Genomic DNA, 18,990 nt, shown 5'->3' on the forward strand with positions numbered 1-18,990 from the left:
TATGGAACTTGATCTCTGGACACAGAGCCTCGTCACTGCAATGACTGCGTTGTGGACCAAGGTTGCGAACTTCATTCCGAACCTGTTCGGCGCACTGGTTGTGCTGCTGTTGGGTTTTGTCGTGGCCAAGCTGCTGGACACCCTGCTGTCCAAATTGCTCGCCAAGCTGGGCCTTGACCGCTTGATGGGCGGCACCGGCCTGACCAAGCTGATGTCCCGCGCTGGGTTGCAGGTACCTATTTCGACCCTGATCGGCAAAATCGTCTATTGGTTCGTTCTGCTTATTTTTCTTGTTTCTGCCGCAGAATCCCTTGGACTTGAGCGAGTTTCAGCTACGCTGGACATGCTGGCGTTGTATTTGCCGAAGGTATTCGGCGCGGCGCTGGTGTTGCTGGTAGGTGTTTTGCTGGCGCAACTGGCCAACGGGCTGGTGCGCGGAGCGGCAGAAGGCGTGGGGCTGGACTATGCTTCAGGGCTTGGACGAATTGCCCAGGGCCTGGTGATCATCATCAGCATTTCGGTGGCGATCAGCCAGTTGGAGGTCAAGACTGACCTGCTCAACCATGTGATCGTGATTGTGTTGATAACCGTTGGTCTGGCGGTAGCGCTGGCCATGGGGTTGGGAAGCCGGGAAATTGCCGGCCAGATTCTTGCGGGAATCTACGTGCGTGAGCTGTACCAGGTTGGGCAACAAGTGCGTGTTGGCGAGGTCGAAGGCCAGATCGAAGAGATCGGCACGGTTAAAACCACATTGCTGACCGATGAGGGTGAGCTAGTCTCTCTTTCCAATCGGATCCTCCTTGAGCAGCATGTGAGTAGCCGCTAACCCGGCAAACCCTGCTAATGTATGCCGCCGCAAAATGCCAGCTGACGCTGGCTGCGGAGGATATTGACCTGACTGTCGGCCCGACTTGTTTTGAATAAAGCTCAATCGCTATCCATGCGCTACGACCCCCGCGAGCTCTCTGATGAGGAGTTGGTCGCGCGCTCGCATACCGAGCTGTTTCACGTAACACGCGCCTACGAAGAACTGATGCGGCGTTACCAGCGAACATTATTTAACGTGTGCGCACGATATCTCGGGAACGATCGCGACGCAGACGATGTCTGTCAGGAGGTCATGTTGAAGGTGCTGTATGGCCTGAAGAACTTCGAGGGCAAATCGAAGTTCAAGACATGGCTATATAGCATCACGTACAACGAGTGCATCACACAGTATCGAAAGGAACGGCGAAAGCGTCGCTTGATGGATGCTTTGAGTCTTGACCCCCTTGAGGAAGCGTCCGAAGAAAAGACGCCGAAACCTGAGGAAAAAGGCGGACTTGATCGCTGGTTGGTGTATGTGAACCCGATTGACCGTGAAATTCTGGTGCTACGATTTGTCGCAGAACTGGAGTTTCAGGAAATTGCAGACATAATGCATATGGGTTTGAGCGCAACAAAAATGCGGTACAAACGCGCTCTAGATAAATTGCGTGAGAAATTTGCAGGCATTGCTGAAACTTAGTTCAGCGCAAATATCTCTTACGTGTAGGCAAGTTCTGATAGACTTGCCGCCGAGTTGTCCCCCGGTTTGCGGGACTGCTTCACAATCACCAGATGGGGATTTAACGGATGAAACTGAAAAACACCTTGGGCTTGGCCATTGGTTCTCTTATTGCCGCCACTTCCATCGGCGCTCTGGCACAGGGCCAAGGCGCAGTTGAAATCGAAGGCTACGCAAAGAAGCAATATTTCGATAGCGACCGTAACTTCAAGAACGACGGCATCCTGCCGGGCGGTTCGATCGGTTACTTCCTGACAGACGACGTTGAACTGCGTCTGGCCTACGACGAAGTGCACAACGCCGTAGCAAACGACGGCAAGAACGTTAAGGGCGCGAACACCGCTCTGGACGCTCTGTACCACTTCAACAACCCAGGCGACATGCTGCGTCCTTACGTCTCGGGCGGTTTCTCCGACCAGAGCATCGACCAGAACGGCTCGAACGGTCGTAACCGTTCCACCTTCGCCAACGTTGGCGGCGGTGCCAAGCTGTACTTCACCGACAACTTCTACGCTCGTGCTGGCGTTGAAGCTCAGTACAACATCGACCAGGGCAACACCGAGTGGGCTCCTAGCGTCGGTATCGGTGTGAACTTCGGTGGCGGCAGCAAGCCAGCCGCTGCTCCAGTTCCAGCTCCGGAAGTTTGCTCCGACAGCGACAACGATGGCGTTTGCGACAACGTTGACAAGTGCCCAGACACCCCAGCCAACGTAACTGTTGACGCTGATGGCTGCCCGGCAGTTGCTGAAGTTGTTCGTGTTGAGCTGGACGTGAAGTTCGACTTCGACAAGTCGGTAGTCAAGCCTAACAGCTACGGCGACATCAAGAACCTGGCTGACTTCATGAAGCAGTACCCATCCACCACCACTACTGTTGAAGGTCACACTGACTCCGTCGGTCCTGACGCTTACAACCAGAAACTGTCCGAGCGTCGTGCAAACGCCGTTAAGCAAGTTCTGACCAACCAGTACGGTGTTGAATCGTCCCGCGTTCAGTCTGTTGGCTACGGCGAATCCCGCCCAGTTGCTGACAACAAAACTGACGCTGGCCGTGCAGTTAACCGTCGCGTAGAAGCGCAGGTTGAAGCTCAAGCTAAGTAATTAGCTCGCAGCTTTGAGAAAAGCCCGGCTCAGGCCGGGCTTTTCTTTGTCTGCGATTTGCTGAATCAGGCGAAAGCGGACACGTCCGATCGCTGCACCGCAGGCTCCCACAGGGATTGAGTCGCGCAGGCTGCCACTGCACCGATCACCAGGATGGCAGGGCTTTTCAGCTGGAATCTGCAGGCAGCGTCATCCATCGCCGTGAGTGTGCTCCGACATTCACGCTGATGGGGCAGCGACGCGTTTTCAATCATGGCCACGGGCGTGTCCATTGCCATGCCGCCAGCCAATAGCTGTTCACGGATTTCCCCGAGCTTGGCCACTCCCATGTAAATCACCAGGGTCGTTCCGCCTTGAGCCAGCGCCTGCCAGTTCAATTGGCTGTCGTCCTGGGTGTGAGCGGTGACCAGCGTTACGCCACGGGCCACACCGCGCAAGGTCAGCGGGATATCGCACTGTGTTGCCCCTGCCAGTCCGGCAGTGATGCCATTGACCAACTCGACTTCGATCCCGCGCTCACGCAACCACTGCGCCTCTTCGCCGCCCCGGCCGAAAATGCACGGATCGCCACCCTTGAGCCGCGCCACGCATTTGCCCTGCCGGGCATAACGCAGCATCAGGCGATGGATGAACGCTTGCGGGGTGGAGCGGCAGCCGCCGCGCTTGCCCACCGGGATGATTCGCGCCCGTGGACAGTGCTCAAGTATCGCGACATTGACCAGGTCATCGATCAGCACCACATCAGCCTCGCGCATGGCACGTACCGCCTTGAGCGTGAGCAACTCCGGATCCCCCGGGCCTGCACCTACCAGCCAGACTTTTGCACTCATAGTGTTTTCCTCACGAGATGACGGTAATGGGCTGCGCCCTGGCAGCCAGCAGGCGTTTTATTTCCGGAACGCAGGACCCGCATTGCGTGCCGCAACCCAGTTCCTGCTTCAGTTCCTGCAAGTCCAGGCCGCGGTCGATGCCGGCGCAGATCGCCTTCTGGCCGACGTTCTTGCAATTGCACAGGATCTTGTTGGCGTTGACAGGCGCGTCGAGGTTGCCCGGTGGTGCGCTCAGCGGCGCAAGCAACCAGCGCCGCAGTTGCTCGTCTGCGCGACCTTCGAGCCACAGCCCCTGCAACCAGTGTTGGGCAAGGGTTTCGCCGGCCAGGCGGATCGCGGTGATGCGGCCGTTTTCGATGCGCACCCGCTTGCCAATCGCGCGTCGCGGGTCGTCGTAAGCCAGCACCGGGCCGTCATTGAGTGCCAGGCTTTGATCGATTTCGCTGAGCCACTCTGCCGAAGGCGCGGAAGGATTAGCCGCCCGTACAAGCAGGGCAGGGCGTTCACGCCCAATAAGGCTGAGGCTGACGTAGGAAAACGCCTCGCAGAGCGGTCGTAGCGTCTCAAAATGCCGTTGAACATCGCCCTCGATCAGGGCGAACAGTTTCCATGGCAAATCCACCGGCTCCAGGCGAACACCGCTGTGTTTGAGTTCGGGCTGTTTGGACAATGGATCGAAGGCGGACAAGGTGAGGCTGTTGACCCCGCCCTTGAGGAAACGGTCGCCCCAATGCATGGGCAAAAAGGCCTGGCCCGGACGCACGCTGTCATCGCTGGCGACTGTGACGATGACTGCGCCGCGCCGGCTTTTCAGGCTGACCAGATCCCCGGGCTGCAAGCGATGGCGGCGCAATTCGTCCGGGTGCAGGCTCACCTGCGCTTCGCTGACATGACCGAACAATTGCGCGGCGGTGCCGGTGCGGCTCATGCCGTGCCATTGATCGCGCAGGCGGCCGGTGATCAGGGTCAGCGGGAAGCGCGCATCGCGTTGTTCCTTGGCGGCGCGATACGGATCGGCCACGAACTGCGCGCGCCCGTTGGCCGTGGCAAATACCCCGTCGACGTACAGCCGCGCCGTGCCTTCAACGGCGCCCGCAGGGAAGGGCCACTGCTGCGGGCCAAGACGATCGATCAGCGCATGGCTGATACCGGACAGATCGAGGTCGCGACCTTGAGTCAGCTGTTTGTATTCATCAAAGACCTGAGCCGGATTATCAAATTCAAACAGGCTGGCTTGGCCGGGACGCAGGTATTTCTCCAGGCGTTGTGCGAAATCTACGGTAATTGCCCAGTCCGGCCGCGCCTCACCCGGTGCGACGACTGCCTGGCGTACGTGGGAAATGCGCCGCTCGGAGTTGGTCACGCAGCCTTCCTTTTCTCCCCAGCTGGCCGCGGGCAGCAGGAGGTCGGCAAACTTCGCGGTTTCAGTGGTGCGAAAGGCTTCCTGCAACACCACGAACGGACAGTCCTGCAAGGCAGCGCGCACGACTGTCTGGTCCGGCATGGATTGCGCGGGATTGGTGCAGGCGATCCACAGCGCCTTGATCTTGCCGCTGCGCACTTGCTCGAACAGCTCGATCGCCGAGAGCCCGGGATTTTCCGGCAGTTGCTCGACGCCCCAGTAGGACGCCACCTCTGCACGGTGTTGCGCATTGGCGGCGTCACGATGGCCGGGCAGCAGATTGGACAAACTGCCGGTTTCGCGCCCGCCCATGGCGTTTGGCTGACCGGTCAGCGAGAAAGGTCCGGCGCCGGGGCGACCAATCTGCCCGGTGGCCAGGTGAAGGTTGATCAGTGCACTGTTTTTAGCGCTGCCGGCGGTGGACTGATTGAGCCCCATGCACCACAGCGACAGAAAGCTTGGGGAAGTGCCGACCCACTCGGCACATTGCTGCAATTGCCCGACGCTGATTCCGCAGAGCTGCGAGACCATTTGCGGCGTGTAGTCCCGCACCAGGCTTTTCAGCTCGGCCAGGCCTTCGGTGTGGGCCTTGATGAAGTCGCGATCGATCCAGTCTTCCCACAGCAGCAGATGCAAAATCCCATGGAACAGGGCGACATCGGTGCCAGGCAAGATCGCCAGGTGCAGGTCGGCCAGATCGCAGGTGTCGGTACGGCGTGGGTCAATGACGATGACCTTCATCTGCGGCCGGCGCGACCGGGCTTCTTCCAGCCGGCGAAACAGCACCGGGTGGGCGTAGGCCATGTTGCTGCCGACGATCATCACGCAATCGCTCGACTCCAGGTCTTCGTAACTGCAGGGCGGGGCGTCGGCACCCAGGCTGCGCTTGTAGCCGACCACTGCCGAGGACATGCACAGCCGCGAATTGCTGTCGATGTTGTTGGTACCCACCAGGGCGCGTGCCAGCTTGTTGAAGGCGTAGTAGTCCTCAGTCAACAGTTGCCCGGAAATGTAGAACGCCACGCTGTCGGGGCCGTGTTCGGCGATGGTCGCGGCAAAGACGCTGGCAGCATGATCGAGGGCGGTATCCCAGTCGGTGCGGCCCCGGGCCAGGTCTTTGCCGAGGCGCAATTCGGGGTACAGCGCCCGCGCCGTCAGGTCACCGGTCAGGTGCAGGGTCGAACCCTTGCTGCACAGCTTGCCGAAATTGGCCGGGTGCGCCGGATCGCCGCTGACGCCGAGGATGCGTGAACCGTCATGCTCGATCAGCACGCCGCAGCCGACCCCGCAGTAACAGCAAGTGGACGCGGTGATCTGGCGGTCCATCAGCCTGCATCCCGCAGGGCGAGCAGGACCCGGCCATTTTCCACCCGGGTCTGATGGTGGTGGGCACAGCCAATGTCCGGGGCCTGGGCTTCGCCGCTTGCCAGATCGATTTGCCAGTTATGCAGCGGGCAGGCCACCCGTTTGCCGTAGATCAGGCCTTGGGACAGCGGTCCGCCCTTGTGCGGGCAACGGTCGTCGAGGGCGAAGACTTCGTCGTCGCTGGTACGAAAAATCGCGATGTCACCCTTGGGCCCGGTGATGATCCGCGAGCCCAGGGCATTGATCTCTTCCAGTGCGCAGATATCCAGCCAGTTCATGCCAGCACCTCCAGGTTTTTCACGGGGATGACGTCGAATTCTTTTTTCAGCTGTGGCTGTTCCAGGCGTTCCTTCCACGGGTCCTGTTCGAACGACAGGGAGAATTGCAGGCGATCGTTAAGCGCTTTGCGACGCTCCGGGTCCTCAAGCACGGCTTTCTTGATGTGGTCCATGCCGACCCGTTGCAGGTAGTGCACGGTGCGCTCGAGGTAAAAGGCTTCTTCGCGGTACAGCTGCAGGAATGCACCGTTGTATTCGCGCACTTCTTCGGCGGTTTTCAGTTTGACGAAAAATTCCGCGACCTCGGTCTTGATCCCGCCGTTGCCACCGATGTACATCTCCCAGCCGGAGTCCACGCCGATGATTCCCACATCCTTGATGCCCGCTTCCGAGCAGTTGCGCGGGCAACCGGAGACAGCCAGTTTCACCTTGTGCGGTGACCACATGTTGAACAGGTCATGCTCCAGCTCGATGCCCAGCTGTGTGGAATTTTGCGTGCCGAAGCGGCAGAACTCGCTGCCGACGCAGGTTTTCACCGTGCGGATGGATTTGCCGTAGGCGTGGCCGGACGGCATGTCCAGGTCCTTCCATACCCCCGGCAGGTCTTGCTTGCGGATGCCCAGCAAGTCGATGCGCTGGCCACCGGTGACCTTGACCATCGGCACGTTGTACTTGTCGGCGACGTCGGCAATGCGCCGCAGTTCCGAAGGATTGGTCACGCCGCCCCACATCCGCGGGACTACCGAGTAGGTGCCGTCTTTCTGAATGTTGGCGTGGGCGCGTTCGTTGATCAGGCGCGATTGCGGATCGTCCTTGGCTTCCCCCGGCCACGTGGAAATCAGGTAGTAGTTGAGCGCCGGCCGGCAGGTGGCGCAGCCGTTGGGGGTGCGCCAGTTCAGGTAGCTCATGGTGCCGGCGATGGTCAGCAGGTGCTGCTCGCGGATGGCCTGGCGGATTTGCCCGTGGTTGAGGTCGCTGCAGCCGCAGATGGCCTTTTCGCTTTTCGGTTTGACGTCGGCGGCGCCGCCCACGGTGTTGATCAGGATCTGTTCGACGAGCCCGGCGCAAGAACCGCAGGAGCTGGCGGCCTTGGTGTGTTTCTTGACGTCGTCGACACTGAACAGGCCGTGTTCCTGGATCGCCTTGACGATGGTGCCTTTGCACACGCCGTTGCAGCCGCAGACTTCGGCCGTGTCGGCCATGCTCATGGCTTTGTCCTGGCCCTGATGTCCTACGTCGCCCAAGGCGTTTTCACCAAACATCAAGTGATCGCGGATCTCACTGATGGCGTGGTTTTCACGGATCTGCCGGAAATACCAGCCACCATCTGCCGTATCGCCGTACAGGCAGGCGCCGACCAGCACGTCATCCTTGATCACCAGTTTTTTGTAGACCCCGCCGATCGGGTCGGAGAGGGTGATGGTTTCCGTGCCTTCACCGCCCATGAAATCGCCGGCGGAGAACAGATCGATGCCGGTGACTTTCAGCTTGGTCGAGGTCACCGAGCCCTGATAGCGGGCGAAGCCCAGTTGTGCGAGGTGATTGGCGCAGACCTTGGCCTGTTCGAACAGCGGCGCCACCAGGCCATAGGCGATGCCCCGGTGGCTGGCGCATTCACCGATGGCATAGATCCGCGGGTCGTAGGTTTGCAGGGTGTCGTTGACCAGGATTCCGCGGTTGCACGGAATGCCGGATTTTTCCGCCAGTTCGGTATTGGGGCGAATGCCGGCGGCCATCACCACCAGGTCAGCGGGAATGATGTCGCCGTTCTTGAATTGCACCGAACCGACCCGGCCGTTGCCTGCGTCGTGCAAGGCCTGGGTCTGCTCGCACAGGCGAAAGTGCAGGCCGCGAGCCTCCAGGGCGGTTTGCAGCAGCTGGCCGCTGGTCTTGTCCAGTTGGCGCTCCAGCAACCATTCGCCGATGTGCACTACGGTGACGTGCATGCCCCGCAGCATCAGGCCGTTGGCGGCCTCCAGACCGAGCAGGCCGCCACCGATCACCACGGCGTGGCGGTGGGTTTTCGCGGTGTCGATCATGGCCTGGGTGTCGGCGATGTCGCGGTAGCCGATCACGCCTTCAAGGGTGTTGCCCGGAATGGGCAGGATGAAGGGCGTAGAGCCTGTGGCGATCAGCAGGCGATCGTATTCGGCTTCGCTGCCGTCTTCGGCAATGACCCGGCGCTTGACCCGGTCGATTTCCACGACTTTGCGGTTGAGCAGCAGTTTGATGTTGTTGTCCAGGTACCAGTCCAGATCGTTGAGCACGATCTCTTCGAAGGTCTGTTCACCCGCCAGCACCGGCGACAACAGGATGCGGTTGTAGTTGGTGTGCGGTTCGGCACCGAAGACCGTGATGTCGTACAGCTCCGAGCTCAGTTTGAGCAGCTCTTCCAGGGTCCGGACCCCAGCCATGCCGTTGCCGATCATCACCAGTTTTAGTTTTTTCATCAGGTTCTCCGGGGAGCTCAGGCCTGCCTCATCAGGGTTCAGGCCATGCTCGAGAAATTTTGCGCAAACAAAAAAAGGCGTCCCGCTAGTTGCCTAGCGAGGACGCCTTTGTCCTGGTCCCGTTCTCTCGGGAAGTGCAGCCTTCGTCGTTGAAGCCTGCGCTTTATGTCTGTTGAAAGAGGTAATGCAGTGGTTATGCCAACTTGCGCGAGGGCCCGTGTTTAATGGCTTTCTTTGCGTCGGCAAGGGCAGAACCCAGAGCAAATGCACCGATTCAAAGCGCGTTGCCCGCTAATGGAGCGCCACCACCAGCAACGCCAGGTTGGCCAGCAGCGATATCAGCGCCAATGTCCGCCAGACTTTCAGCGGCTCGCGCTCCAGCAACGGTTTGGGGCGCACGTTCAAGCTGCGCCGTTCACCCTGTTCGATCAGCAGCAGCCATTCTTCCGCCGTTTCGAAACGCTGCTCGGGGGCTGCCGCCACGGCACGCTCCAGGTGATGGGCGATCCAGTCCGGCAGGTCGGGCCGGTAGCGGCTGGCGCTGACCGGGAGGCCAAATCGGGGGCGCTGGAACGCTTCGATTTCGCCATAGGGATAGTGCCCGGTGAGCAGGAAGTACAAGGTCACTCCGACGGCGTAAAGGTCCTGCCGTGGCGTCGGCACATCGCCCCGAAAGGCTTCTGGGGCGATGTAACTGGGTGTCCCTGGCAGGGCCCAGGGCAGATCCTGCGAAAGACCGGGGCAGTAGGCGAGGCCGAAATCCAGCAGGCGCAATTCACCGTCGTCCCCCAGCAACAGGTTTTCCGGTTTGATGTCGCGATGCAGGATCTGCCGTCGATGCAACAGGCCGACCGCTCGCAGCAAGCGCTCGGCGATGTCTTGCCACTGGGGCAGCGGCAGCGGTCCACTCTGTTCATGTCGCCGGGCCAGCGTAGTGCCCGAATATTCACGCATCACGTAGTACAAATGCTGACGCTGACTGGCGGCATGCACTTCAGGAAAATGGCGGCCGGCCACGCGTTTGAGGAACCATTCTTCCGACAGTAATGCTTGCCCGGCCTGGGGGTCGTCGTGCAGGCGTCCCGGCAGGGTTTTCAACAGCCAGGCGCGTTGCTGATGGTCGCGAACACGGTAAAGCAGTGATTGCTGGCTCTGGGCGACGATCCCTTCGACCTGCCAGCCTTCGAACGCCTGACCCGGTTTCAGGGCTGGCGGCAGTGGCCATTGCTGCAAGTGCATCAACGCATCGCCAATGCTCGCCTCACCGAGGGCGTCAACCCGTACCAGCAAGGCACTGGCGTTGTCCTGACTGCCCGCCAGGTGCGCGGCATTGACCAGGGTTTGCGCGGCGCTGTGCAAGTCCGGTTGATCGCGCAGGATCGCGGCAATCGCGGTATCGCCCAGCACCGCCCAGACGCCGTCGCTGAGCAGGACGAAGCTTTCATCGAGGCGTAGCTCGCCGTCGAGAAAGTCCAGCACCAGGTGTTGATCGAGCCCCAGCGCCCGTTTCAGCACATGCTGCATGCCCGGCTGATCCCAGACGTGATCTTCGCTGATTCGCTGCAATCGATCGGCGTGCCAGCGGTACACCCGGCAATCGCCGACATGCGCCAGGGTAAACCGCCGGCCGCGCAGGACCAGCGCACTGAGGGTGGTCAGCAGCGGTTGTCCGCCGCCATTGGCCTGCAACCAGCGATTTTGCGCCAGCAACAGGCGATCGAGCGCCTGCGCCGCGCTCCAGGTTTCCGGCGTGGCGTAGTAGTCCAGCGCGAGCGCCTGCAGCGTCGAACGGGCCGCCAGGCCGCCATCGGCGCACTGGCTGACACCGTCGGCGATGGCGAACAGATAACCTTTGCTCGCCGCCAGCACCGGGGCCGGTGTGACCAGGCGCAGGGCGTCCTGGTTTTCCTCGCGAGGACCGATGGCGCTGGCTTCGGCGAAACTCAGTTGCAGGCTCATCGAGACGTCAGACCCGCGCAGCCGTTACGGCGGCCGAACCCCAGGTGGTTCTCCAGCGCCGTTTCACGCCGTGCAGACCAAACCAGGCAAGAACGCCGAGGCTGGCGAACAACCACAGCGCCAGCTGATAGCTGCCGGTGCTTTGCTTGATCGCACCCATGCCGGCCGCGAGGGCAAACCCACCGATGCCACCGGCCATGCCGATCAGGCCGGTCATTACGCCGATTTCCCGGCGAAAACGCTGCGGCACCAACTGGAATACCGCGCCATTGCCTGCACCGAGACCGAGCATGGTGCAGACGAAAAGTGCGAGGGCGGCGTAGGAATTCGGCAGGTTGAAACCGACCGCGGTAATGCAGATCGCCGCGACCGTGTACATCGCCAGCAAGGTGCGAATCCCGCCGAACCGGTCAGCCAGCGCACCGCCCAGGGGGCGCATCAGGCTGCCGCCAAACACGCAGGCGGCGGTGTAGTAGCCGGCAGTCACCGGGCTCAGGCCGTACTGGTCGTTGAAATAACCGGGCAGGGCGCTGGCCAGGCCGATGAAACCGCCGAAGGTGACGCTGTAGAAAAACATGAACCACCAGCTGTCACGATCGCCAAGGGCCTTGAAATAGTCGGCCATGGATTTGGCTTTGGGCCGCTCGGGGGCGTTTTTGGCCAGCCAGGCGAAGACGATCAAGGTCAGGATCAACGGAATCAGGGCGAAGCCGAACACGTTGCTCCAGCCAAACGCCGCCGCCAGCACCGGGGCGATCAGGGCGGCGAGTACCGTTCCCGAATTCCCCGCGCCGGCGATGCCCATGGCCTTGCCTTGATGCTGCGGCGGATACCACTGCGAGGCCAGGGGCAGGGCGACGGCAAAGGAAGCGCCGGCCATGCCGAGGAACAGCCCCAGCAGCAAGGCTTGCTCGTAGCTGTGGATGCCGAGTTTCCAGGCGCCGAACAGCGCGCAAATGACGATGACCTGGCCGATCAGGCCGGCGGTTTTTGGTGACAGGCGATCAGCCAGCATCCCCATGGCGAAACGCAAGACCGCCCCGGCCAGAATGGGCGTGGCCACTACCATCCCGCGTTGCTGTGTCGTCAGGTGCAGGTCGGCGGCGATCTGTACCGCCAAGGGTCCGAGCAGATACCAGACCATGAAGCTCAGGTCGAAATAGAGGAACGCTGCGAACAAAGTGGGGGTATGGCCGGATTTCCAGAAGCTTGAATTCATCGCGCACCTCAGCTGTGAAGAGTCTCGGAAGGAGTCATGAGCTTGCAGGTGGGGCGCCGCTACGGCCGCACCACCGGCCCCGTGCTGTGGGGCCAAAACGAAAAAACGCCGCCACCCGATTCGCCAAGGGCAAATGAGATGAGCGACGTCTTTGTCGTAGGTGGGGCAACCGCCGTTGGTTACCTGTGGCGATTACTTAGCGAGATCTGTGCCAACAACCGAGACCGAGTCGTGGCCCATCGCGGGCAAGCCCGCTCCCACAGGGATAGTTGGTGTCCACAAAACCTGTGGGAGCGGGCTTGCCCGCGATGGGGCCCTGACAGGCGATGCGATGTGTCAGCCGAGCAACTCGCTCATGGCAATGATCTGCTCCGCCACCTGAATCAGCTTCTGCTGTCGGCTCATCGCCTGGCGGCGCATCAGGGTGTAGGCATCTTCCTCGTTGCAGTCCTTCATTTTCATCAGCAGCCCCTTGGCCAGTTCGATGCGCTTGCGCTCGGCCAGTTGCTGGTCGCGGGCGTGCAGTTGGGCACGCAAGGCCTGGTCGCTTTCGAAGCGCGCCATGGCCACATCGAGAATCGGCTGCAGGCGCTGTGCGTGAATGCCTTCGACGATGTAGGCACTGACCCCGGACTTGATCGCCTGGCGCATTACAACGGGGTCGTGTTCGTCGGTGAACATCACGATCGGTCGTGGTTGGTCGCGAGTCACCAGCACCACTTGTTCCATGACATCGCGACCCGGTGACTCGGTATCGATCAGGATCACGTCCGGACGCACCGTTTCGACGCGTTCGGGCAGGTCGATGGTCAGGCCGGACTCGTCGATCACCTCGAATCCGGCCTCGGTCAGGGCGGCCTTCAGGCGTCCGACTTTTTTCGCGGTGTCGTTGATCAGCAGGATACGCAGCATGTTCGTGGTCTCCTGTCAGCGGCTGGCGGATCGATGGGCGCTGTCGCTCATCGCGTGCAGTTTGAAACCGCGGGCATAACCGGCGGGGTCCGAGCCGTCCCAGATCTTGCCGTCGATCAACTGGCTGCTGCGCATCTCCCCGGCGGGCGACACGACGCCGACGGCACTGGCGGCCTGACGGTAGAGGTCCAGTTGCTGGACCTGCCGGGCCACCGCGAGATAGTCCGGGTCCTCGCGCAACAGACCCCAGCGGCGGAACTGGGTCATGAACCACATGCCGTCGGACAGGTACGGCAGGTTGACCTCGCCATTGCCGTGCAAACGCAGGGCGTGCGGGTCTTGCCAGCAGTGGCCGAGTCCGTCGGCATATTCGCCCAGCAGGCGCGGTGCGATGCAGTCCAGCGGCGCGTCCAGATACTGCGCGGCACTGAGCAATTGTGCGGTACTGCGGCGATTCTCGGTGCTTGCCTCGATGAAGCGGCTGGCCTCCAGAACCGCCATCACCAGTGCCCGGGCGGTATTGGGGTATTGCTCGACGAACGCGCGGGTGCAGCCGAGGACCTTTTCCGGGTGGTCGGGCCAGATGTTCTGGGTGGTGGCCAGGGTAAAGCCGAGATCCTGCTGCACGGCGCTGGCGGACCAGGGTTCGCCGACGCAAAAGCCGTCGATTCGTCCGGCCCGCAGGTGCGCGACCATTTGCGGCGGCGGCACCACCACGCTGTCGACATCCAGTAGAGGGTGAATGCCCTGGCTGGCCAGCCAGTAATACAGCCACATGGCGTGGGTGCCCGTAGGAAAAGTCTGAGCGAAGGTGAGTTTTGGGCGAGTTTGGTGCACGTGCCGATCCAATGCTTCAGGACTGGTCACACCCTGCGTCTGCAAGCCGCGGGACAGATTGATGCTCTGACCGTTCTGATTCAGGCCCATCAACACCGCCATGTCGGTCGCGGCCACGCCACCGATGCCCAGGTGAACGGCGTAGATCAGGCCATAGAGGCTATGGGCGGCATCGAGTTCGCCGCTGACCAGCTTGTCCCGCAGGTTGGCCCAGGACGCCTGGCGCTTGAGGTTCAGCGTCAGGCCATAGGGTTGGGCGAAGCCCTGGGTGGCGGCGACCACGACCGAGGCGCAGTCGCTCAAGGCCATGAAACCGAGGTTGATTTCGGTTTTTTCCGGGGCATCGCTGCCATTGACCCAGGCCAGAGGGCCGGCTGACGGTTCGTTCATCGTGCGTTCACCTTGCAAAAAAAACGTCGTCCCGGGGCCAAGCACGAGCAGGCCCGGGACGACGCCATTGTCTTTGCACACATTCCGTCATTGGCATGGGTGCTGGTGCCTGGAGTGGTGCAAGGCATATGCCATCAACTGTTGTTTTGATCGCATGCCTCGCTTGCCACCCCGTTGCCCGGCTATAATCGCCGGCTCAATTCGCCGCCAATCGAGTCAATTCCGCCCATGTACACCCTGGCCCGTCAGCTGTTGTTCAAACTCTCCCCGGAAACCTCCCACGATCTGTCCCTGGACCTGATCGGCGCAGGTGGACGTCTTGGGCTCAACGGCTTGCTGTGCAAGGCCCCGGCGAAGGTGCCGGTGAATGTCATGGGCCTGGACTTCCCGAACCCGGTGGGTCTGGCCGCCGGCCTGGACAAGAACGGCGCGGCCATCGATGGTTTTGCCCAACTGGGTTTCGGTTTTGTCGAAATCGGCACCATCACCCCGCGTCCGCAGCCGGGCAACCCGAAGCCACGCCTGTTCCGCTTGCCGGAAGCCGAGGCGATCATCAATCGCATGGGCTTCAACAACCTCGGCGTCGATCACCTGCTGGCCCGCGTGGCGGCGGCCAAGTACAAGGGCGTGCTGGGCATCAACATCGGCAAGAACTTCGATACGCCGGTCGAGCGTGCCGTGGATGACTACCTGATCTGCCTGGACAAGGTTTACGCCCACGCCAGCTACGTGACGGTCAACGTCAGTTCGCCGAACACGCCGGGCCTGCGTAGCCTGCAATTCGGCGACTCGCTCAAGCAGTTGCTGGCCGACCTGGCCGAGCGCCGTGCGGAACTGGCCTTGCGTCATGGCAAGCATGTGCCGCTGGCGATCAAGATCGCACCGGACATGAGCGACGAAGAAACCGCCCAGGTCGCGCAAGCGCTGATCGAAACCGGAATGGATGCGGTCATTGCCACCAACACCACCCTGAGCCGCATCGGCGTCGAAGGCATGGAGCATGGTGACGAGGCGGGTGGCTTGTCCGGTGCACCGGTTCGCGACAAGAGCACCCACACTGTGTCAGTACTGGCATCTGAGCTGGGTGGTCGCCTGCCGATCATCGCTGCCGGCGGCATCACTGAAGGCAAGCACGCGGCGGAGAAAATCACCGCGGGCGCGAGCCTGGTGCAGATCTACTCGGGCTTCATCTACAAAGGCCCGGCGCTGATTCGTGAGTCGGTAGACGCCATCGCGGCCCTGCGCTGAAGACTGCTTGGGGGCTTTTTGTGGCGAGGGGGCTTGCCCCCGTTCGGCTGCGAAGCAGTCGTGTTTTTCCTGGCATACCGAGTTGTTTGGTTTTGGGGCCGCTTCGCAGCCCAACGGGGGCAAGCCCCCTCGCCACAAAGGTTTGCCGCTGATTTTGAGCAGGCATAAAAAAGGGCTCCTTGAAGGAGCCCCTGGGCCGGAGCCCGCGGTCCGGATGGGACACGCATGGTTAATTCAGTACAAAATCAAATTGTCGTGTCGGAGTGTTGTGCCCTGTAATTAGCCGACGGCGTGAAGTTCGTTGAGTCTGTGGATTCCCGCAGTGCCGGTCATACCGTCCCAGTTGTCGCCGCGTCCTTCTCGCCAGCCGTTGATCCAGGCTTGACGTACCGACGGTAGAGTAAATGGGCAAAGCTCACGGGATTTGCCACCAACGCCATATTGATATCCGCGCAAAAATGCTCTTTCCAACGGATCACGCTTAAGTCTTCTCATAGGGTGTTGCCCTCACTTGTTGACTGTATTTATCGCGTCGACCTCTATTGAGGTCTGGCAGAAAAACTCTGCCGTTGGGGGCTCGTTGCCGGCGTGACGAGCCAAGGTGTTGACGTCATTGCGGCGCCAACCTGAGTTGAGTTCTAACCAATGCGTCACATCGAGGGAATGATCGTTTTGTCATAAGGAAGTAACTGTTCATGTGCTAAGACCATAAGTAACAGAGTGTTTGTTGCGTATTTATTAGCCAAACCCCGGTATGATCGGCCCTGCGCTGGATGATGGGTTTAATCCTTTAGTGAGAATGGCTCCCGTTGCCGGGATGCACTATTCGACGAAGGGTCGACTTATGTCATTTTATTGCATCAACTTTTTTATCTGTCCTTGCATCTAAGCTCATTTGACCCGGGCAGCAGGGGTGGAACGGCACACCTTCGTGCCACGCGGGCGCTCTTCGAGAAAAGCGCCTGATTGAAAACCGGACCGGCAATGCGTTGCCCGGTCACTCAGCCAAAGGTTCTGGAATTCCCATGTCCGATCGTTTCGAACTCTTCCTCACTTGCCCAAAAGGCCTTGAAGGCCTGCTCATCGAGGAAGCCGTCGGGCTTGGCCTTGAGGAAGCGCGGGAGCACACCTCTGCCGTGCGCGGCATGGCCACCATGGAAACCGCTTATCGCCTGTGCCTGTGGTCGCGCCTGGCCAACCGCGTGCTGCTGGTGCTCAAGCGTTTCCCGATGAAGGACGCCGAAGACCTGTACCACGGCGTGCTGGACATCGAGTGGCAAGACCACATGCTCAATGACGGCACCCTGGCCGTCGAATTCAGCGGGCATGGCTCGGGCATCGACAACACTCACTTCGGTGCGCTGAAGGTCAAGGACGCCATCGTCGACAAGCTGCGTACTCCGCAAGGCGACCGTCCGTCCATCGACAAGCTCAACCCGGACCTGCGCATTCACCTGCGCCTGGACCGCGGCGAAGCCATTCTGTCCCTCGACCTGTCCGGTCACAGCCTGCACCAGCGCGGCTATCGCCTGCAGCAAGGTGCGGCGCCGCTGAAGGAAAACCTCGCGGCGGCCATCCTGATCCGTTCCGGCTGGCCGCGCATCGCGGCCGAAGGCGGCGCACTGGCCGACCCGATGTGCGGTGTGGGTACATTCCTCGTAGAAGCAGCGATGATCGCCGCCGATATGGCGCCGAACCTGCGTCGCGAGCAGTGGGGCTTCACCGCCTGGCTCGGCCACGTCCCGGCGTTGTGGAAAAAACTTCACGAAGAAGCGTCCGAGCGCGCCGCTGCCGGCCTGGCCAAGCCACCGCTGTGGATTCGCGGTTACGAAGCCGACCCGCGCCTGATTCAACCGGGCCGCAACAACGTCGAGCGTGCCGGCCTGAGCGAATGGATCAAGATCTATCAGGGTGAAGTCGCGACGTTCGAGCCGCGTCCGGACCAGAACCAGAAAGGCCTGGTCATCTGCAACCCTCCGTACGGCGAGCGTCTGGGCGACGAGGCGAGCCTGCTCTATCTCTACCAGAACCTCGGCGAACGCCTGCGTCAGGCCTGCCTGAACTGGGAAGCGGCGGTGTTCACCGGCGCGCCGGACCTGGGCAAGCGCATGGGCATCCGCAGCCACAAACAGTATTCGTTCTGGAACGGCGCCTTGCCGTGCAAGCTGTTGCTGATCAAGGTGCTGCCGGACCAGTTCGTCACCGGCGAGCGTCGTACCCCGGAACAGCGTCAGGTCGAGCGTGAACAAGCGGCCTACGATCAGACGCCGGACGAGCCGCAGGAACGCAAGTTTAACAAAAACGGCAACCCGATCAAACCGACGCCGGCACCGGCTCCGGTGGTCGAGCAGCCGCGCCTGAGCGAAGGCGGGCAGATGTTCGCCAACCGCCTGCAAAAGAACCTCAAGGCCTTGGGCAAGTGGGTCAAGCGTGAAGGCATCGACTGCTATCGGGTTTACGATGCCGACATGCCGGAATACTCCATGGCCATCGACCTGTATCACGATTGGGTCCACGTCCAGGAATACGCCGCGCCGAAATCCATCGACCCGGAAAAAGCCTCGGCACGCATGTTCGACGCCCTTGCTGCAATTCCGCAGGCGTTGAACATCGACAAGAGCCGCGTGGTGGTCAAGCGCCGCGAGCGTCAGAGCGGCACCAAGCAGTACGAGCGCCAGGCGGCGCAGGGCAAGTTCGTCGAGGTCAATGAAGGTGGCGTGAAGCTGCTGGTGAACCTCACCGACTACCTCGATACCGGTCTGTTCCTCGACCATCGGCCAATGCGCATGCGTATCCAGAAAGAGGCGGCCGGCAAGCGCTTCCTCAATCTGTTCTGCTACACCGCAACGGCCAGTGTGCACGCGGCCAAGGGCGGCGCGCGCAGCACCACCAGTGTCGACCTGTCGAAAACCTACCTGGACTGGGCGCGTCGCAACCTGTCGCTGAACGGCTTCTCCGACAAGAACCGCCTGGAGCAGGGCGATGTGATGGCGTGGCTCGAAGCCAGTCGTGACGAGTACGACCTGATCTTCATCGACCCGCCGACGTTCTCCAACTCCAAGCGCATGGAAGGCGTGTTCGACGTGCAGCGCGACCAGGTGCAACTGATTGACCTGGCGATGGCGCGTCTGGCGCCGGGTGGCGTGTTGTACTTCTCCAACAACTTCCGCAAGTTCGAACTGGAAGCCAATCTCGGCGAGCGTTATGCGGTCGAGGAAATCACCGCGCAGACCATCGATCAGGATTTCAGCCGCAACGCCAAGATCCATCGCGCCTGGAAAATCACGGCCCGTTGAAAACTGAGTGAACCCTTGTAGGAGCGAGCTTGCTCGCGATGAACCCGAAAGCGCCGCGTGTATCCAGAAAGCACGCGTTATCGTTATCGACCATCGCGAGCAGGCTCGCTCCTACAGGTGATCAACGCTGGTCAAATTAGTGGCAAATAGCTATAACT

The 18,990-nt window shown here is 61.0% G+C and carries 14 protein-coding genes; 5 read left to right on the plus strand and 9 right to left on the minus strand.

The genetic code is table 11. From position 1 onward, the window contains the following. The first annotated feature begins 1 nt into the window (after window position 1). The 3 genes from AB4O16_RS25830 to AB4O16_RS25840 all read left to right on the plus strand — a co-directional run bounded on the left by AB4O16_RS25830 (window position 2) and on the right by AB4O16_RS25840 (window position 2,646). Window positions 2-826, plus strand: a complete 825-nt coding sequence (locus AB4O16_RS25830) for a mechanosensitive ion channel family protein (RefSeq protein WP_007916401.1) — start codon at window positions 2-4, stop codon at window positions 824-826. A 90-nt stretch (window positions 827-916) separates the two neighbouring features. Beyond that, the gene (sigX, locus tag AB4O16_RS25835) at window positions 917-1,507 is read left to right on the plus strand and encodes an RNA polymerase sigma factor SigX (protein WP_015096065.1); all 591 of its coding nucleotides are present in this window, start codon (window positions 917-919) and stop codon (window positions 1,505-1,507) included. 107 nt (window positions 1,508-1,614) lie between these two features. Further along, window positions 1,615-2,646: an OmpA family protein gene (locus tag AB4O16_RS25840; protein WP_160387406.1), complete on the plus strand. Its 1,032-nt coding sequence runs from the start codon at window positions 1,615-1,617 to the stop codon at window positions 2,644-2,646. Window positions 2,647-2,711: 65 nt separating this feature from the next. Here AB4O16_RS25840 and cobA read toward each other — a convergent pair whose 3' ends face one another. The 8 genes from cobA to AB4O16_RS25880 form a co-directional block, all read right to left on the minus strand. After that, window positions 2,712-3,476, minus strand: coding sequence for a uroporphyrinogen-III C-methyltransferase (cobA, locus tag AB4O16_RS25845; protein WP_160387404.1), 765 nt, complete (start codon window positions 3,474-3,476; stop codon window positions 2,712-2,714). A 10-nt stretch (window positions 3,477-3,486) separates the two neighbouring features. Then, window positions 3,487-6,204 (minus strand): nitrate reductase, encoded by a 2,718-nt coding sequence (locus AB4O16_RS25850; protein WP_460156149.1) that lies wholly within the window; start codon window positions 6,202-6,204, stop codon window positions 3,487-3,489. Further along, a complete protein-coding gene (gene nirD / locus AB4O16_RS25855) occupies window positions 6,204-6,521 on the minus strand; it encodes a nitrite reductase small subunit NirD (RefSeq protein WP_160387400.1) in 318 nt (105 codons plus the stop codon). The genes AB4O16_RS25850 and nirD overlap by 1 nt, the downstream gene beginning before the upstream one ends. Next, the gene (nirB, locus tag AB4O16_RS25860) at window positions 6,518-8,971 is read right to left on the minus strand and encodes a nitrite reductase large subunit NirB (RefSeq protein ID WP_150715730.1); all 2,454 of its coding nucleotides are present in this window, start codon (window positions 8,969-8,971) and stop codon (window positions 6,518-6,520) included. Before nirB ends, nirD begins: the two co-directional genes overlap by 4 nt. A 291-nt stretch (window positions 8,972-9,262) precedes the next feature. Next, complete coding sequence (locus tag AB4O16_RS25865) at window positions 9,263-10,930, minus strand: bifunctional protein-serine/threonine kinase/phosphatase (RefSeq protein WP_160387398.1); 1,668 nt, start codon at window positions 10,928-10,930, stop codon at window positions 9,263-9,265. A gap of 7 nt (window positions 10,931-10,937) precedes the next feature. Continuing rightward, window positions 10,938-12,149: a nitrate/nitrite transporter gene (locus AB4O16_RS25870; protein ID WP_160387396.1), complete on the minus strand. Its 1,212-nt coding sequence runs from the start codon at window positions 12,147-12,149 to the stop codon at window positions 10,938-10,940. Between the two features lie 336 nt (window positions 12,150-12,485). Next, complete coding sequence (locus AB4O16_RS25875) at window positions 12,486-13,061, minus strand: ANTAR domain-containing response regulator (RefSeq protein WP_460156150.1); 576 nt, start codon at window positions 13,059-13,061, stop codon at window positions 12,486-12,488. 15 nt (window positions 13,062-13,076) lie between these two features. Further along, entirely contained in the window at window positions 13,077-14,288 is a 1,212-nt protein-coding gene (locus AB4O16_RS25880) for a CmpA/NrtA family ABC transporter substrate-binding protein (protein ID WP_460156151.1), read from the minus strand. Between the two features lie 228 nt (window positions 14,289-14,516). On the opposite strand from AB4O16_RS25880, the gene AB4O16_RS25885 reads away from it, so the two are divergent. Further along, window positions 14,517-15,536 carry a quinone-dependent dihydroorotate dehydrogenase gene (locus AB4O16_RS25885; protein ID WP_460156152.1) on the plus strand — a complete coding sequence of 340 codons (1,020 nt, stop codon included), beginning with the start codon at window positions 14,517-14,519 and terminating at the stop codon, window positions 15,534-15,536. Between the two features lie 279 nt (window positions 15,537-15,815). Here the strand turns inward: AB4O16_RS25885 and rmf are convergent, their stop codons facing one another. Beyond that, window positions 15,816-16,031, minus strand: coding sequence for a ribosome modulation factor (rmf, locus tag AB4O16_RS25890; protein ID WP_003223300.1), 216 nt, complete (start codon window positions 16,029-16,031; stop codon window positions 15,816-15,818). 530 nt (window positions 16,032-16,561) lie between these two features. Here rmf and rlmKL point away from each other — a divergent pair. Continuing rightward, on the plus strand, window positions 16,562-18,832 hold the full coding sequence (rlmKL, locus tag AB4O16_RS25895; RefSeq protein WP_160388781.1) for a bifunctional 23S rRNA (guanine(2069)-N(7))-methyltransferase RlmK/23S rRNA (guanine(2445)-N(2))-methyltransferase RlmL: 2,271 nt from the start codon (window positions 16,562-16,564) through the stop codon (window positions 18,830-18,832). The last annotated feature ends 158 nt before the right edge of the window (window positions 18,833-18,990 follow it).

It is taken from the genome of Pseudomonas sp. S2_H10 (assembly GCF_054668285.1).

Bases quoted from the DNA above. Each gene is read 5' to 3' on its own strand.
- nirB (WP_150715730.1), bottom strand. From the start codon at position 8,971: ATGAAAAAACTAAAACTGGTGATGATCGGCAACGGCATGGCTGGGGTC.
- AB4O16_RS25840 (WP_160387406.1), top strand. From the start codon at position 1,615: ATGAAACTGAAAAACACCTTGGGCTTGGCCATTGGTTCTCTTATTGCC.
- rmf (WP_003223300.1), bottom strand. From the start codon at position 16,031: ATGAGAAGACTTAAGCGTGATCCGTTGGAAAGAGCATTTTTGCGCGGA.
- AB4O16_RS25870 (WP_160387396.1), bottom strand. From the start codon at position 12,149: ATGAATTCAAGCTTCTGGAAATCCGGCCATACCCCCACTTTGTTCGCA.
- AB4O16_RS25875 (WP_460156150.1), bottom strand. From the start codon at position 13,061: ATGCTGCGTATCCTGCTGATCAACGACACCGCGAAAAAAGTCGGACGC.
- AB4O16_RS25850 (WP_460156149.1), bottom strand. From the start codon at position 6,204: ATGGACCGCCAGATCACCGCGTCCACTTGCTGTTACTGCGGGGTCGGC.
- cobA (WP_160387404.1), bottom strand. From the start codon at position 3,476: ATGAGTGCAAAAGTCTGGCTGGTAGGTGCAGGCCCGGGGGATCCGGAG.
- AB4O16_RS25830 (WP_007916401.1), top strand. From the start codon at position 2: ATGGAACTTGATCTCTGGACACAGAGCCTCGTCACTGCAATGACTGCG.
- AB4O16_RS25885 (WP_460156152.1), top strand. From the start codon at position 14,517: ATGTACACCCTGGCCCGTCAGCTGTTGTTCAAACTCTCCCCGGAAACC.
- AB4O16_RS25865 (WP_160387398.1), bottom strand. From the start codon at position 10,930: ATGAGCCTGCAACTGAGTTTCGCCGAAGCCAGCGCCATCGGTCCTCGC.
- AB4O16_RS25880 (WP_460156151.1), bottom strand. From the start codon at position 14,288: ATGAACGAACCGTCAGCCGGCCCTCTGGCCTGGGTCAATGGCAGCGAT.
- rlmKL (WP_160388781.1), top strand. From the start codon at position 16,562: ATGTCCGATCGTTTCGAACTCTTCCTCACTTGCCCAAAAGGCCTTGAA.
- nirD (WP_160387400.1), bottom strand. From the start codon at position 6,521: ATGAACTGGCTGGATATCTGCGCACTGGAAGAGATCAATGCCCTGGGC.